Source organism: Kitasatospora sp. NPDC005856 (genome assembly GCF_040629945.1).
Taxonomy (GTDB): Bacteria; Actinomycetota; Actinomycetes; order Streptomycetales; family Streptomycetaceae; genus Kitasatospora.
Map to the genome: position 1 here is coordinate 62,633 of NZ_JBEXWT010000019.1, position 14,586 is coordinate 77,218.

The window sequence follows — 14,586 nt, forward strand, 5'->3', positions numbered from 1 at the left end:
GATTCGCGGCACATCATATGATCAGCAGCTCTTTCGGGCCGAGGCCCCGTCAAGTCCCCCGGGCCGGGACGGCTCACGGCCGTCGGTCGGCAGTGCCCATGCCCGGATCCCCTTCCCGTCCCGCGAACCGGTTCGCATCCCGGCTCTTGCGCCGCCGTGCGGATGGCGTATCTTGAACGTGTTCAATTGAACGCGTTCAAGGGGGTGGCTCGGGTGGCCGAGGTTCGGCGGGTGTCGTCCTGTCAGTGGGGGTGGGCCGTCGCCGCGGTGGTGGCGGCAGTGCTCGCGACGGGCCTGGGGACCGTCCTCGCCGGGCCCTTCGCCGGGCTCTTCGTGATCACCGCGATCGCGGCCTTCTTCCCGCTCGCCGCGCGGGAGAGCCCGAGGAGCTTCGCCCGGGCCTGTCTCGTCGTCGGGACGGGCCTGCTGGCCTGGGCGGTGATCGGCACCATCGTCGGGATGTTCCTGTTCATCCCGGCGGGCCTGCTGCTGATCGTCGCCACCTTCGCGGACCGCGACAACCGGCCGGGTGCGCGGTTCGCCCTCACCGTGCCGCTCGTGGCCGCGGTGGTCGCGGCGGCGGTCGTGACCCTGTTCGTCCGCGGGACGCAGGACCCCGACAACGAGCCACCGCCCACCTTCCACGCGACGCTCGACCCCGGCGGCCGGTACGACGACCGGGACTTCGAGCTGCGGAAGACGCGGCTCCGGGACTACGGCGCCACGTCGGCCGCGGTCGGTGTGTGGCCGGTCGGTCGCCTCGAACTCGTCGTGGGAATGCCCAGGGTCTTCGCACAGGGGCAGAGCCGGGATGCGCTCAAGGAGCAGATCCTGCGAGTACCGGGGGTCGTGGAGGTGCGTCTCTGCACGTTCCACACCTGCGACTAGCGGGTTCCGCCCGCCGCCCGCCGCCGGTCGTCCGTCGCCGCCGTCCGTCGCCCAGGGGTGAGCGGAGCCCTGGAGCCCGGTGAGTGGATCTCATATCCGGGATAGCATCGCGAATATGGGAATCGACACGGCCGCCGACGAGCGGCTGGCGCAACGCCTCGCCGAGCTGAGGCTGGAACGCGGGTGGACGCTGGAGGAGTTGGCACGGCTGGCGGACGTCAGCCGGTCGACGCTGTCCCGGGTGGAGCGGGCGGAGGTCAGTCCGACGGCCGCGCTGCTCGGCCGGCTGTGCGCCGTGTACGGGCGGACCATGTCGCGGCTGCTCGCCGAGGTGGAGTCCGGCCCGGCGCGGCTGGTGCGGGCCGGGGAGCAGCAGGTCTGGCGGGACGTGACGACCGGTTTCGTCCGCCGCTCGGTCTCCCCGCCGCACGGCTCGCTGCGGGCGGAGATCATCGAGGGCCGGCTGCCGGCCGGCGCGGACATCACCTACGGCCGCGCCTGTACGGCCGGCCGGGAGCACCACCTGTGGCTGTTCGAGGGGCACCTGGAGCTGACCGTGGAGGGCGAGCCGCAGCCGCTCGGCCCCGGCGACTGCCTGCGCCACGTCGGCGGCGTCAGCCGCTTCCGCAGCCTCGGCCCGGGCGAGGCCCGGTACGCGCTGGTGGTGATCGAGCCGTGAGCGCCGCCACCGGCCCGATAGCCGGGCAGCCCGAGGGGCCCGGGAAGACCGAGGCGCGCGCGGAGACCGAGGCGCGTACGGAGGCCAAGGCCGCCAAGGAGGCCATCGACCCGAAGGCCGCCAAGCAGGCCGAGGACCCGAAGGAGCGCTTCGACGCCGCCGGGCGCCGGGTCCTGCTGGTCTGCGTCGCGGGCGGCTTCACCACGCTGCTCGACCAGTCCGTCCTCAACACCTCCATCCCCGCCATGCGCGAGACCCTGCACGCCGGGCCCGCCGACCTCCAGTGGATCGTCGCCGGCTTCTCGCTCGCCTTCGGCCTCGCGCTGATCCCCGGCGGGCGGCTGGGCGACGTCAAGGGCCGCAAGTGGTTCTTCGTCACCGGCCTCGCCCTGTTCACCCTGGTCAGCCTGGTCTCCGCGACCGCCACCGAGCCCGGGGTGCTGATCGCCGCCCGGCTGCTCCAGGGCGCGGGCGCCGGCCTGGTCAACTCCCAGATGATCGGCACCCTCCAGGACGTCTTCGACGGCCAGCTGCGGGCCCGCGCCCTCGGCATGTACGCCGTCACCGGCGGCCTCGCCTTCGCGCTCGGCCCGCCGATCGGCGGCGCCGTGCTGGCCCTGGCCGGCCCCGAGGCCGGCTGGCGGATGACCTTCCTGCTCAACGTCCCCTTCGGTCTGGCCACCGTCGTCCTGGCGGTCCGTCACCTGCCGAAGCCCCGCCCCAGCGCGCGGAACGCCAATCTCGACCTCCTCGGCCTGCTGCTGGTCGGGGCGCTCACCCTCGCCCTGATGCTGCCCTTCGTCCGGCCGCCCGGTTGGACCGGTTGGTTCGCCTTCGCTGCCGCCGCCCTGCTGCTGCTCGGCGCGCTCGCGTGGTGGCAGCGCCGCTACGCCCGGGCCGGCGGCCACCCGCTGATCCACCCGGCGCTCACCCGCTCCGCGCCGTACGCGCTCGGGACGGCCACCGCGATGGCCCAGTTCGGCTCCTCGCTCGCCGCCTCGCTGGTCCTGACCATGTTCCTCCAGGACGGCCTCGGCCTCTCCCCGATGGGCGCCGCGCTGGTCGCGCTGCCCTCGGCCGTGGCCATGGGCGTGGCCTCGGCGCTCGCCTGGCGGGTCGTCCAGCGCTACGGCCGACGCACCGTCACCGTCGGGCTGGTCGGCTCCGCGCTCGGCATGCTGCTCAGCGGACTGCTCGCGCACTGGGCGCCCGCCGCCGTGCTGCCCTGGCTGCTGGCGCTGATGCAGCTGCTCGGCGGCGCCTCGGTCGGCCTGATGGGCTCCACCAACCAGGCGTACGTGCTGCGCCACGCGCCCGCCGAGGCGGCCGGGGTGAGCGGGGCGATCCTGCAGATGGCCCAGCGGATCGCGGCGGCCGTCGCGATCTCGGCGCTGTCCGGGGTCTACCTGCGGGAGACCGCCGCGGGCGGCGGGCACCGCTCCGCCTACCTGACGGCGAGCGTGGTGTGTGCCGCGGTGGCCGCACTCGCCGTCCTGGCCTCGGTGCTCGCCGGCCGCGCCACCGCCCGCGAGCAGCGCGAGGGCGAGCCGGCCGCGATGAGCCGAGGGCGAACTCCGGTCCGCTAGCCGGTGGTCCGTGCGTACCGTGGCGGGCATGACCGACGTACGGAACCTGACCGTGGACCTGCCCGAGGTGACGCTCGCCTACCGCGAGAGCGGACGGCCCGGCGGCCCGCCCCTGGTACTGCTCCACGCCCTCGGCGAACGCGCCGCCGACTGGGACACCGTCCTGCCCGACCTCGCCCCCGGCTACCATGTGTACGCACTCGACCTGCGCGGTCACGGCGGCAGCGGCCGCACCGCCCGCTACTCGCTGGAAGCGATGCGGGACGACGTGCTGGCCTTCCTCGACGCCCTCGGCCTCGCCCGCGTCGACCTGGCCGGCCACTCGATGGGCGGCGCCGTCGCCTGCCTGCTCGCGCAGGCCGTGCCGGAGCGGATCGAGCGGCTCGTCCTGGAGGACGTTCCCGCGCTGTACCCGCGCCCGGCGAGCGCGCTGCCCGAGGATCCGGACCCGGACGTGCACTTCGACTGGGCGATGGTCCGGGCGGTCCGGGCCCAGCTCGACGACCCGGACCCGGCCTGGCGGGCGGGGCTGGCGAGGATCACCGCCCGCACCCTGGCGGTGGCCGGCGGCCCGGCCAGCCACATCCCGCAGGAGCGGATCGCCGAACTCGCCCGGCTGATCCCGGACTGCCGCCTGGTCACCGTCGAGGCCGGGCACCTGGTGCACGGTGCCCGGCCCGCCGAGTTCGTCGCCGCGGTGGCGCCGTTCCTGGCCCGCTGATCGGCGGGCCCGCGAGCCCGCCGAGCCGCTGATCGGCGAGGCCCCGCCGGCCGGGTGGGTCAGACGCCGTGCTCGACGGGCAGCCGCCCGTTGCGCACCGCCGTCAGCAGGTCGGCGTGGTCGGCCTCGGTGCGGTCCGCGTAGGCCACCGCGAAGGCGGCGACCGCCTCGTCCAGCGCCTCGCTCTTGCCGCAGTACCCGGCCAGCAGGCCCGGGTCGACGGTGTGCGAGTGCGCCCGGGCCAGCAGGGCGCCGGTGATCCGGGCGTAGTCGTCCAGCTGGGACGGCTGCAGGGCGGCCGGGTCGACGCTGCCCTTGCGGTTGCGGAACTGCCGCACCTGGTACGGGAGTCCGTCGACGGTGGTCCAGCCCAGCAGGGTGTCGCTGACCACCTGCATGTGCTTCTGCCCGAGCACCACCCGGCGGCCCTCGTGGCCGTCCGGCACGGACCGCGCTCCGGTCGGCAGGTACGGCAGCAGCGCGGACGGACGCGCCTCCTTCACCTGCAGCACCAGCGGCTGGTCCCGGTGGTCGGTGAGCAGCACCACGTACGAGCGGGTGCCCACGCTGCCGGTGCCCACCACCCGGAACGCCACGTCCTGCACCCGGTAGCGGGACAGCAGGGTGCGCACCTCGGCCGGCACCGTCTCGACGTACGGGCCGAGCGCGTGCGCGACGGAGCGGGCGGTCTCGTCGGTCACCTCGGTGAGCACCGGGGGAGCGGCCGTGAAACGCCAACCGCCGTCCTCGGTGCGGTCGGTGCTGCGGGCGGCGAACCGCGCGCTGGTGTTGCCGAGCGCCTTCGCGCCGACCTTGCGCAGCACCTCGGCGAGGTCGTGCGCCTCGGCGAAGGAGACCAACTGCTCGTCCGCGACGGCATTCCAGGCGTCCAGCCCGGGGAGCTTGGCGAGCGTGCGGACGGTCCGGCGGTAGGAGCCGGCCACGTGCTGGGCGGCCTCACGCGCGGTGGTCGCGCTCGCTCCGGTCTCCCGGGCGGCCAGCACCAGGCTGGCGGCGAGCCGCTTGAGGTCCCACTCCCAGGGGCCGCGGACGGTCTCGTCGAAGTCGTTGATGTCCAGCACGATCTGGCCGCGGGCATCGCCGTACAGGCCGAAGTTGGCGGCGTGCGCGTCCCCGCACAGCTGCGCGTCGATGCCGGTCACCGGGGTGCCCGCGAGGTCGGCGGCCATCAGCCCGGCCGATCCGCGCAGGAACGCGAACGGGCTCGCGGCCATCCGGCCGACCCGGATCGGCACCAGCCGGGCTATTCGGCCGGTGTTGGAGGCCTCCAGCGCGGACACGGCGGTCGGCCGGTCGGGCGCGGGCGTGAACTCCGCGTGCTGCTCCCGGGGCACCCGCGTCCGCAGCTCCTTGCCGCGCTCCCGCGCCCTCCCGTCCTGCGCCGAGGCGAACCCGGCCACCGCGAATCCGCGCCGGGTCCGCCCGTCCGTTCCCGCCGCCGGCCCCGACTGAGCCTCGGCCACCTCGGCCCCACCCACGTGCGCCACTTTTCCCGCCTGTCCCTTCCGGTCCTCATCCCGCCCGCGACCTGCGCGGACGTTCGTCGGGGGGAGTGACGTACGGCGTGGCGCGGTGGTTCCGGGGGGAGGCGGTCCGGTTCCCTCCGGGTCAACGGCCGAGGCGGGTTCGCGGGTTCACCGTCCCGGGCGGGGAATTCCCGAAAGGGGAGTTCGCTGGTCAAGGGCGCGCGAGGAAACGGGAGTTGTGAGGTGCGCATGGCATCCCAGCGGCTTTTCCATCGACGGGATCCCATCAATGCAAGGAATTCGCCCGTTACTTGTTTGATTCGCTCAAGTCCCTTCCGTTCCCGGATCGAATCTGACAGCATCGTCCGCTATCCGGCGACCGATCGCCGGTGATCACCGCGCCGGTGTACCCGTGACGTGTCCGTCCGTGACCGAGGTGCCCCGCGACCTCCGGTCACCGCCGTCGAGGCGCGGCCGACCGGCCACGCCACGTGGAGGAGATGTGACCACCCAGGCCGGCACCCGTGTGCCCGCCCCCGACTCCGCCCACCGGCCCGCGCCCTGGGTCCGCACCAGACTGCGGGCGAACCCGGCGGCCGCGCTGCTCATGGCGGCCCTCGCGTTCGTCACCGTCTTCCTGGCGGCGGCCTTCCCGCGCGTCACGGACCGGGGCGCGGACTCGGCGCTCCAGGAGTTCGTCCGCCAGAAGGGCCCCAACCCGACCAGCCTGCAGACCACGTCCAGGACGCGGGACGACGACACCGCGGTCGAACTCGACCGGGTGCAGCGGCAGCTCGTCGAGCAGGCCGGCGGGCGGCTGACCTTGGCCCGCTCCGGGCAGGCCTACGGCGCCCGCGCCCTGGGAGAGCACTCCATGGCCAATCCGGGGTACGCCCACATCTCGGACAAGGAGCCCTATCCGGCCCTCAGCCTGCTCTACCTGCACGACCTGGCCGCCCGGGCCACCCTCACCGACGGCACCTGGCCCACGCCCGGCGACGTCGGCGGTCCGCTGCCGATCGTGGTCAGCGAGAAGGCCGCCGAGACCATCGGCATCAAGCTCGGTGACGTCATCGACAACGGCGTCGAGAGCTCGGGCGCCAAGCGGACCACCGTGGTGGTCGGCCTCTACCGGGTCAACGACCCCCAGGACCCGTTCTGGGACGACCTCGGCTGCCCGGCCCGTGCCTGCCTGAACGCCAAGCCCGACCACGAGCACTGGACGACCAGCGGGTTCGTCGACGGCGGCAGCCTGCCCGCGATGGTCCGCTGGGGTTCGAAGGCCGAGAACTTCTGGCGGCTGCCCGTCGACCCCGCCTCGCTGCACACCGACGGCATCGACCGCACCCGCGACGTCGTCCGCTCCTTCCTGACCGGGCGCGACGCCGCTGCCCTGGTCGACGGGACCGGGCGCGCCGACCTGCACACCGTCTCCGGCCTGCCCGACGTCCTCACCCGGGCGGACGAGCGCTACCGGGCCTCGCTGCCGCTCAGCACGATCGGACCGGCCGGCGTCGCGGGCGTCGCCACCGTGGTGCTGTTCCTGGCCGCCGCGCTCACCACCGACCGGCGCGCCGCCGAGATCCGGCTGCTGCGGGCCCGCGGGGGCTCGCTCGGCGGGGTGCTGCGGCGACTGCTCGGCGAGGGGGCGGTCACCGTCCTGCCCGCCGCCGCGCTCGCCACGGCCCTCGCCCTGGTGCTGCTGCCCACTGCCCGCTGGGACCGCGCGGTGGCGGCAGCCCTGGTCACGACCCTGATCGCACTGCTGGCCTTTCCGGTGCGCGCGGCCCTGTTGTGGTCCCGTCGGCGGCCGGCCGGCGGCCGACGCCGGCTGGTCGGCGAACTCGCCGTCCTGGCGGTCACCGTGGCGGCCGTGGCGGAGGTCCGGCGCCGGGGCGTCGGCCACTCCGGGGCCGGGGTGGACCCGTTGCTGGTCGCCGCCCCGCTGCTGCTCGCCGTCACCGGCGGACTGCTGCTGGCCAGGATCGAGCCGGTGGCGGTCGGCCGGCTGGCCGCCCTCGTCGGCCGGGGCCGAGGCCTGACCGGCTTCCTCGGACTCGCCCGGGCCGCCCGCGACGCCTCCGGCCGCCGCAGGCCCTCCGCGCTGCCCCTGCTCGCCCTGCTGATCGCCGTCACCACGACCGGCTTCGGCGCCACCGTGCTCGACACCGTCGACCACGTGCGGACCCGCGCCGCGCGCATCGCCACGGGCGGGGACATCGGCGTCTCCCTCCCGGACTACGCCACCCTCACCGAGCAGTTCACCCGGGCCGCCGCCGCCCTGCCCGGCGTCCGCGCCTCGACCGCGGCCTGGATCGAACCCAGGGCCCGCCTCCTCGGCGGCGACCGGAAGGACACCGAGGCCTACCTGGTGGCGGTGACCGATCCGACGGCGTACGCCGAGATCGCCCGGGTCCTCGGGGCCGGCGGGTTCGATCCGGCGAAGCTGGCCGGGGCGTCCGGCGGCCGGGACACCCCGGTGCCCGCCCTGGTCAGCCGCGACCTGGCCGAACGCCTGGCCGCAGGGCCGTCCCGGGTGCGCACGCCCAACGGCAACGATCTGAACCTCACCGTCGCCGGCATCGTCGGCGCCACCCCCGCGCTGCCCGACCCGGGCAAACCGTTCGTCGTCGTTCCCGCCGGCCCCGCCTGGGAACGACTGCCGGACACCAAGCGGGAGAACCACTGGTTCGCCGTCGGCGACGTCGACCCGGACCGGGTCAGGACGGCTCTGCGGGACAACGGCGGAGCCCGGCCGGTCGGCCTGGCCAAGCTGATCGCGGACGACGCCACGACCGTCGGCAAGGACACCCACGGCCTGCCCGCCGGATACACGGTGCACAGCAGCCGGGAGACCGCCACCGCGCTCGGCGACGACCCACTGCAGCGCGCCGCCGGGCGGCTCTTCCGGTACGCGGCCGCCGCCGGAGCCGGATTCGCCCTGCTCGCCGTCCTGCTGACGCTCCTGCGTGCCGCACCCGACCGCACCGCCGTACTCGCCCGGCTGCGCACCATGGGTCTGCCGCCCCGACAGGGGCTGGCACTGATCCTGACCGAGGCGCTGCCGCAGACCCTGGCGGCGGCCGCCGGCGGCGGTCTGGTCGCGCTGGCGGCGGTCGCCCTGCTGGGCGGGGCCTTCGACATCTCGACGCTGGTCGGCGCCGAGGTCGGGGACGTCATCACCCCCGTGCCGATGCCGGTGCTGCTGCCCACCGCGGGCCTGGCCCTGCTGGTGGGCCTCGGGGTGGTGCTGGAGACGCTGGTCGCCGGCCGGCGCCAGATCGCCACCGAGCTGCGGGCGGGGGAGCAGGCGTGACGGCGGGACAGCCCGCACTCGCGGCCCCGGCGATGGGTCCACGGGGGTGGTCGGCGGGGGTGGTCCGCGGGTTCCCCGGGGCCGGGGCGTAGCGTGGGGCGGATGGGTGGGCTTCGGAGGGGAACGGTCGGACGGCTCCCGGCCGCCGCGGGCGGGGTGCTCGCGGTGGCGGCGGGCCTGACGGTGCGGGCCGTGGCGGGCGGGGATCTCGCCAAGTACGCCGGGGACGCGCTCTACACCGTCCTGGTGTACGCGCTGGTGGTGCTGGTCGCGCCGCGCGTCCGGCCGGTACGGGCCGCGGTGGTGGCGGCCGCGGTGAGCTGGGTGGTGGAGCTGTTCCAGGCGACCGGGCTGCCCGAGGAGTGGGGGCGGCGCAGCGGACTGGTCCACCTGGTGCTGGGTTCGACCTTCAACCCGCCGGACCTGTTCTGGTACCTGGTCGGCGCGGGCTGTGCCGGAGCGCTCCACCGGGTGCTGCGTACCTCCCGAGTCGCAGCTACCGGTGGAGCAGCCTCCGGAAAGGGCTCCGCTCGACGGTCCGCCGGGACCTGACCGACCGTCAGAGCGGAAGCAGATCCGGCCGCTTGGGCTCGACGTGGTCGCCCGAGGACTCGCCGCGCAGGCGCCGGCCGACCCAGGGCAACAGGTGCTCGCGGGCCCACTGGATGTTCTCCCGCCGCTGGTCGGCGGGGCTGAGCACGGGGGTGTCCGGCCACGCGGCCTCAGGGTCCTGCGCGGTGCGCAGCCCCAGCGAGCGGGCGGCCAGCAGGGCGACCCGCTGGTGGCCCTCGGGCGACAGGTGCAGGCGGTCCTCGCTCCACGCGCGGCGGTCCTGCACGGCGCGCAGCGACCACAGGTCGGCCACCTTGCAGCCGTTGCGGTCGGCGACGGCGCGCATGTGCCCGTTGTAGGTGGCGATCTTGCCGCGCAGGTGCTTCAGCAGCGGCACGTCCTTGGTGTCGAAGCCGGTGCAGATCAGCACCGTCCCGGCGCTCTCGGCGAGCCGGACGACGGCGGCCTCGAAGCGCTCGGCCACCTCGTCCGGGTCGGCGCCCGGCCGGAGGATGTCGTTGCCGCCCGCGCAGAAGGTGACCAGGTCGGGCTGGAGGCGCTGGACCTGCGGCACCTGCTCGGCGGTGATCTGGTCGAGCAGTCGGCCGCGCACCGCGAGGTTGGCGTAGCGGAAGGTGCCCGGCGGGCGTCCGTCGGCGAGGATTCCGGCGAGGCGGTCGGCCCACCCGGCGAACCGGCCGTCGATGCCGGGGTCGTTCAGACCCTCGGTGAAGCTGTCCCCGAGGGCGGCGTACGAATCGAGGTCAAGGGTCTCCTGGAGATTCGGCATGAAAGAGATAGTTCACCCAATCAAGTGACCTACGCCACCGTAGGTGACCCTGGTGGAACGTGAGATGGGCCACGTGCCCTTCCCTGCCGCCGTGTTCGCGGAGCGTTCGCAGAGAGCCGGTCCCCGGAAAGCACAAGATCGCCACCCCCTTCCGCTTTCCGATCCGTCCGGCGGATCCTCGAAGGGAGCGGCCGCTCAGGCCGCCGCCCTGCCAGGGGAAGGCATCCATGACCACCGACCTGCGCTCCGATCCGCCCGAGAACTGGTTCGTCGACGACCGCTGCACCAACTGCGACGTCGCCCGGCAGCTCGCGCCGGGCCTGGTCCGCGAGCACGAGGGCCGTTCCGAGCTGGTCCGCCAGCCGCGCGACGCGGCCGAGCGCCGACAGCTGCTCGCCGCCGCCCACGCCTGCCCGACCCGCTCCATCCGGTCCGGCGCCGGGCCGCTGGACCCGGCCGAGGACCCGTTCCCGCTGGCCCTCGCCGACGACCTGCTGCTGCTCGGCCACAACTCCCGCCGCACCGCGGGCGCCAACTCCTACCTCTGCCGCCGCCCGACCGGCTGGGTGATGGTCGACACGCCGCGCTACAGCGAGGCCCTGGCCGCCCGGTACGCCGCGCTCGGCCCGGTCACCGACGTCCTGCTCACCCACCGCGACCACGCCGCGCACGGGCGGGCGTACGCCGACCGCTTCGGTGCCCGGCTCTGGATCCACGAGGGTGATCTGGCGGCCGCTCCCGACGCCGATCGGGTGCTGCGCGGCACCGGGCCGACGGAGGTCTCGCCCGGTCTGGTCGCCCACCCGTTCCCCGGGCACACCCGGGGCAGCGTGCTCTTCCTGGCGGACGAGCGGTACTGCTTCAGCGGCGACAGCCTGTACTGGTCCCGCACCACCGGGGACATCGAGGTGGCGGAGTCGGTGACCTGGTACTCGATCGAGGAGCTCGCCGCCTCGCTGCGGCGCGGCCTCGGGGTGCTGCGCTTCGAGTGGCTGCTGCCCGGCCACGGTGGGCGGCGCCGGATGTCCGTCGAGGAGGCGGACCGCCGGCTGCGGGCGCTGGCCGAGCGGTGCCGGGAGCTGCGGCCCGGGCCGGTGGACTTCGGCGCGCACCGCTGGTAGTCGCGGGTCGCACGCGGGACGGTCCGCCCAGGGGCGCCTGGGGGTGAGCTCCGGCGGCCGGTGCGCCGGTCCCTGCGCCGGGTGCGCGGGGGCGTGCGACCGCCGGGAGCGCCCGCCCGGGTGTGCGAACGGTTCCGCCGGGGCAGCCGCCTTGGGAACGAAGGTCTTCGGCCCCGCGAACCCCGAACTCCGTGCGACGAACTCCCCGTGATCCAAGGATGGTTGAGTCATGCTCACGCAGACACCGGAGCGTCACGCCCGGCCGCGGCGCTACCTGATGTGCCGGCCGACGCACTTCACCGTGGACTACGCGATCAACCCGTGGATGGACCCCTCCCAGCCCACCGACACCGCGCTCGCCCTGCGCCAGTGGGAGCGGCTCTACTGGACGTACCGCCGGCTCGGTCACACCGTCGAGCTGATCGACCCGGTGCCCGGCCTGCCGGACATGGTGTACGCCGCCAACGGCGCCACCGTGCTGGACGGCCGGGCCCTGGTCGCCACCTTCCGCCACCCGGAGCGGGCCGCCGAGTCGGAGGCCTACCTGGCCTGGTTCCGCGAGCACGGCTACCGCGAGGTGCGCCGGGCCGGGCACGTCAACGAGGGCGAGGGCGACCACCTGGTGGTGGGCCGCCGGGTGCTCGCCGGGACGGGCTTCCGCTCCTCGCGCGCCGCGCACGCCGAGGCCGGGGAGCTGTTCGGCGTCCCGGTGGTCAGCCTGACCCTGGTCGACCCGCGCTTCTACCACCTGGACACCGCACTGGCGGTGCTCGCCGACGACCACGTCATGTACTACCCGGAGGCGTTCGACGCCGACAGCCGCTCGGTGCTGCGCGCCCTCTACCCGGACGCGATCCTCGCCGACCGGGCCGACGCCGAGGTGTTCGGGCTCAACGCGGTCTCGGACGGGCGCCGGGTGCTGCTGCCCGAGGCCGCCAAGAACCTGGCCGGCCGGCTGGCCGAGCACGGGTACCAGCCGGTCCCGGTGGACGTCTCGGAGCTGCTGAAGGGCGGCGGCGGGGCGAAGTGCTGCACCCTGGAGCTCAGGCCGCGGTGACGGGCCCCGGTGGCGTCCCCGGTGGCGGACGGCCCGGGGCCGGGTTCGAACTCCCGCCGGACGTCAGGGCATGACGGGTGTTCGGGCGTACGGGCGGTGGTGCCGGAAGCCGAACGGCACCGGTCCGCTCGTGACCGTACCGAGCGGACCGGTGCCGCGGTGGGACCTCGGCCCCCGAACCGGGGGTCAGGGCCTCAGGGCCTGATGAGCGCGGGGCCTCGGGACTGCGAGGCCCCGAGGCCTCAGGCGCCGAGCCAGAGGTCCGGACCGAACACCTCGTAGTGGATGTCCGCCGCCGGGACGCCGGCGGTCAGCAGCTGCTCGCGGACGGCGCGCAGGAAGGGGAGCGGGCCGCAGAGGTAGGCGGTGGTGCCGGCCGGAACCTCGACGGTGGACAGGTCCACCAGGCCGGTGCGCTCGGCCGGCCACTCGCCGAGCGGCTGCTCGTAGAAGACGTGCGAAGTGGCGTTCGGCAGCGCGGTGGTGAGCTGCGCCAGCTCGGCGCGGAAGGCGTGGCTCAGCTGGTCGCGGTCGCCGTGGACGGAGACGATCCGCCGGGTGGAGCCGGTGGTGGCCAGGTGGTCGAGCATGGCGGTCATCGGGGTGTTGCCGATGCCGGCGGAGGCGAGCAGCACCGGGCCGTCGCCGTCGGCCAGGGCGATGTCGCCCAGCGGGGGCGCCAGCTCGATCGGGTCGCCGGCCTTCAGGTGGTCGTGCAGGTGGTTCGAGACCTCGCCGCCGTCCTCGCGCTTGACGCTGAAGCGCAGCGCGCCGTCGGCGCCGCCGGAGAGGCTGTACTGGCGGATCTGGTGGGCGCCGTCGGCCAGTTCGGTGCGCACCGAGACGTACTGGCCGGGGTGGAAGGCGGGCACCGGGCGGCCGTCGGTCGGGCGGACGAGGTAGGTGGTGACGGCCTCGGTCTCCTGGACCCGGGCGATCACGGTGTAGGGGCGCCACAGGTCGGCCGGGTCGCCGCCGGCGGCCACCTCGGCGCGCAGCCGGTCCTCGACGGCGATCAGCGCGTTGGCCATCAGCCAGTAGACCTCGTCCCAGGCGGCGGCGACCTCGGGGGTGACGGCCTCGCCGAGCACCTCGACGATGGCGGCGAACAGGTGCTCGTGGACGATCTTGTACTGGTCGTTGCCGATGCCGACGGAGACGTGCTTGTGGGCGATGCGGGCGAGCATCGCGTCCGGCCGCTGGTCCGGGTTGGCGACCAGGGCGGTGGCGAAGGCGGCTATCGAGCCGGCCAGGGCCTCGCGCTGGCTGCCGTTGGCCTGGTTGCCCCGGTTGAAGAGGTCGCGCAGCAGCTCCGGGTGCGCGGCGAACATCCGGTCGTAGAAGCGCGGGGTGATGTCCCCGATGGCGGCGCCCACGACGGGCAGGGTGGCCTCGATGACCTCGGCGGACTTCGCGGACAGCATCAGACGACTCCTAAGTGGTATCTGGGATTCGCATTAAAGGCCGCAAGGTGGCGTGCGGCCCCGGGTGGGCTGATCAGCCGGTGGGTCCGGCGGTGTCGGCGGGTGGTGCGGTGCGGGCCGGTCCGGTGGTCAGGCCGAGCAGGACCGGCCCGGCGGGGGAGGCCACCAGATCGCCGACGGAGAGGTGGTCGAGCGCCGCGAAGAACGCCTCCTGGGCGCCCCGCAGTGCCCCGCGCAGCCGGCACGCGGCCCGCAGCGGGCACGGCGGCTCGTCCTCGCAGCCGACCACGTCGCCGACCCCCTCCAGTTCCCGCAGCAGCAGTCCGATCGAACCGGTGCGCCCGGCGAAGGTGAGCATCAGCCCGCCGCCGCGACCGCGCCGGGCCTCCACCACCCCCAGGTGCTGCAGTCGGCTGACCACCTTCGCCGCGTGGGTGTACGGCACACCGACCGACTCGGCCACCTCGCGGGTGGTCGGGTTGTCGCCCTCGCCCAGGACGGCCAGTCGCATGGCGATCCGCAGGGCGATGTCGGTGCTCTTGGTCAGCCTCACGTTCGGAACGCTATCGAATACGACTCTCCAACTCCAATTTTCTGCACGACTTCGATCGAGACCCTGGTCACGTCGGCCGGCCGAGGGTCCGGGATCCGGGGTCAGGGGTGATGGTCGCGGTCACGCATCGATCGAAACTGAACAGTTGGCGACATTAGTAGTCACTCCCTGACGGAAAGTCAGAGGCGCTCTTACGCTTCCCCCTGCTCCGAACACCACCACAGCCGCATCACCCGTACGTGCCGAGCAGCTGGAGAGATCCGTGAGAACACCCCGTACTCCCCGCATACCCCGCACCCGGACGGGGGGGGGGGGGGGGCCCCCCCCCCCCCGCCCCCGGGGGGGGGGGGGCCCCCCGGGGGGGGGGGGGGGCCCCCACCCCGCCCGCGCCCCGCCCGAGGGGGGGGGGCCC

The 14,586-nt window shown here is 74.6% G+C and carries 12 protein-coding genes; 8 read left to right on the forward strand and 4 right to left on the reverse strand.

Features of this window, described 5'->3' with window-relative positions:
* The first annotated feature begins 231 nt into the window (after window positions 1-231).
* From ABZ449_RS14410 to ABZ449_RS14425, 4 genes are all read left to right on the forward strand, one after another.
* A complete protein-coding gene (locus ABZ449_RS14410; RefSeq protein WP_360345311.1) occupies window positions 232-888 on the forward strand; it encodes a hypothetical protein in 657 nt (218 codons plus the stop codon).
* 115 nt (window positions 889-1,003) lie between these two features.
* On the forward strand, window positions 1,004-1,567 hold the full coding sequence (locus tag ABZ449_RS14415; RefSeq protein WP_360345313.1) for a helix-turn-helix domain-containing protein: 564 nt from the start codon (window positions 1,004-1,006) through the stop codon (window positions 1,565-1,567).
* A complete protein-coding gene (locus ABZ449_RS14420; protein WP_360345315.1) occupies window positions 1,564-3,153 on the forward strand; it encodes an MFS transporter in 1,590 nt (529 codons plus the stop codon). Before ABZ449_RS14415 ends, ABZ449_RS14420 begins: the two co-directional genes overlap by 4 nt.
* Window positions 3,154-3,181: 28 nt before the next feature.
* Window positions 3,182-3,874 carry an alpha/beta fold hydrolase gene (locus ABZ449_RS14425; protein ID WP_360345317.1) on the forward strand — a complete coding sequence of 231 codons (693 nt, stop codon included), beginning with the start codon at window positions 3,182-3,184 and terminating at the stop codon, window positions 3,872-3,874.
* A gap of 59 nt (window positions 3,875-3,933) precedes the next feature.
* Here the strand turns inward: ABZ449_RS14425 and ABZ449_RS14430 are convergent, their stop codons facing one another.
* Window positions 3,934-5,295, reverse strand: a complete 1,362-nt coding sequence (locus ABZ449_RS14430) for a DUF2252 domain-containing protein (RefSeq protein ID WP_360345410.1) — start codon at window positions 5,293-5,295, stop codon at window positions 3,934-3,936.
* 568 nt (window positions 5,296-5,863) lie between these two features.
* Here ABZ449_RS14430 and ABZ449_RS14435 point away from each other — a divergent pair.
* Together ABZ449_RS14435 and ABZ449_RS14440 are read left to right on the forward strand one after the other, a co-directional pair.
* Window positions 5,864-8,677: a hypothetical protein gene (locus ABZ449_RS14435; RefSeq protein ID WP_360345319.1), complete on the forward strand. Its 2,814-nt coding sequence runs from the start codon at window positions 5,864-5,866 to the stop codon at window positions 8,675-8,677.
* Between the two features lie 102 nt (window positions 8,678-8,779).
* Window positions 8,780-9,229, forward strand: coding sequence for a DUF2809 domain-containing protein (locus ABZ449_RS14440; protein ID WP_360345321.1), 450 nt, complete (start codon window positions 8,780-8,782; stop codon window positions 9,227-9,229).
* Window positions 9,230-9,236: 7 nt separating this feature from the next.
* On the opposite strand, the gene ABZ449_RS14445 is transcribed toward ABZ449_RS14440, so the two are convergent.
* Window positions 9,237-10,019 carry an SGNH/GDSL hydrolase family protein gene (locus ABZ449_RS14445; protein ID WP_360345323.1) on the reverse strand — a complete coding sequence of 261 codons (783 nt, stop codon included), beginning with the start codon at window positions 10,017-10,019 and terminating at the stop codon, window positions 9,237-9,239.
* Between the two features lie 227 nt (window positions 10,020-10,246).
* Here ABZ449_RS14445 and ABZ449_RS14450 point away from each other — a divergent pair, with 227 nt between their 5' ends.
* Window positions 10,247-11,140, forward strand: coding sequence for a ferredoxin (locus ABZ449_RS14450; protein ID WP_360345325.1), 894 nt, complete (start codon window positions 10,247-10,249; stop codon window positions 11,138-11,140).
* A 229-nt stretch (window positions 11,141-11,369) separates the two neighbouring features.
* Window positions 11,370-12,197 carry a dimethylargininase gene (gene ddaH, locus ABZ449_RS14455; RefSeq protein WP_360345327.1) on the forward strand — a complete coding sequence of 276 codons (828 nt, stop codon included), beginning with the start codon at window positions 11,370-11,372 and terminating at the stop codon, window positions 12,195-12,197.
* A gap of 242 nt (window positions 12,198-12,439) precedes the next feature.
* Here ddaH and ABZ449_RS14460 read toward each other — a convergent pair whose 3' ends face one another.
* Together ABZ449_RS14460 and ABZ449_RS14465 are read right to left on the reverse strand one after the other, a co-directional pair.
* Window positions 12,440-13,621 (reverse strand): globin domain-containing protein, encoded by a 1,182-nt coding sequence (locus ABZ449_RS14460; RefSeq protein WP_360345329.1) that lies wholly within the window; start codon window positions 13,619-13,621, stop codon window positions 12,440-12,442.
* Between the two features lie 73 nt (window positions 13,622-13,694).
* Window positions 13,695-14,174 carry an Rrf2 family transcriptional regulator gene (locus ABZ449_RS14465; protein ID WP_360345331.1) on the reverse strand — a complete coding sequence of 160 codons (480 nt, stop codon included), beginning with the start codon at window positions 14,172-14,174 and terminating at the stop codon, window positions 13,695-13,697.
* Window positions 14,175-14,586 lie beyond the last annotated feature (412 nt).

What these genes read in the sequence shown, in the direction of transcription:
- ABZ449_RS14445 (WP_360345323.1), bottom strand. Translation starts at nt 10,019, where the DNA reads ATGCCGAATCTCCAGGAGACCCTTGACCTCGATTCGTACGCCGCCCTC.
- ABZ449_RS14440 (WP_360345321.1), top strand. Translation starts at nt 8,780, where the DNA reads ATGGGTGGGCTTCGGAGGGGAACGGTCGGACGGCTCCCGGCCGCCGCG.
- ABZ449_RS14425 (WP_360345317.1), top strand. Translation starts at nt 3,182, where the DNA reads ATGACCGACGTACGGAACCTGACCGTGGACCTGCCCGAGGTGACGCTC.
- ABZ449_RS14450 (WP_360345325.1), top strand. Translation starts at nt 10,247, where the DNA reads ATGACCACCGACCTGCGCTCCGATCCGCCCGAGAACTGGTTCGTCGAC.
- ABZ449_RS14460 (WP_360345329.1), bottom strand. Translation starts at nt 13,621, where the DNA reads ATGCTGTCCGCGAAGTCCGCCGAGGTCATCGAGGCCACCCTGCCCGTC.
- ddaH (WP_360345327.1), top strand. Translation starts at nt 11,370, where the DNA reads ATGCTCACGCAGACACCGGAGCGTCACGCCCGGCCGCGGCGCTACCTG.
- ABZ449_RS14415 (WP_360345313.1), top strand. Translation starts at nt 1,004, where the DNA reads ATGGGAATCGACACGGCCGCCGACGAGCGGCTGGCGCAACGCCTCGCC.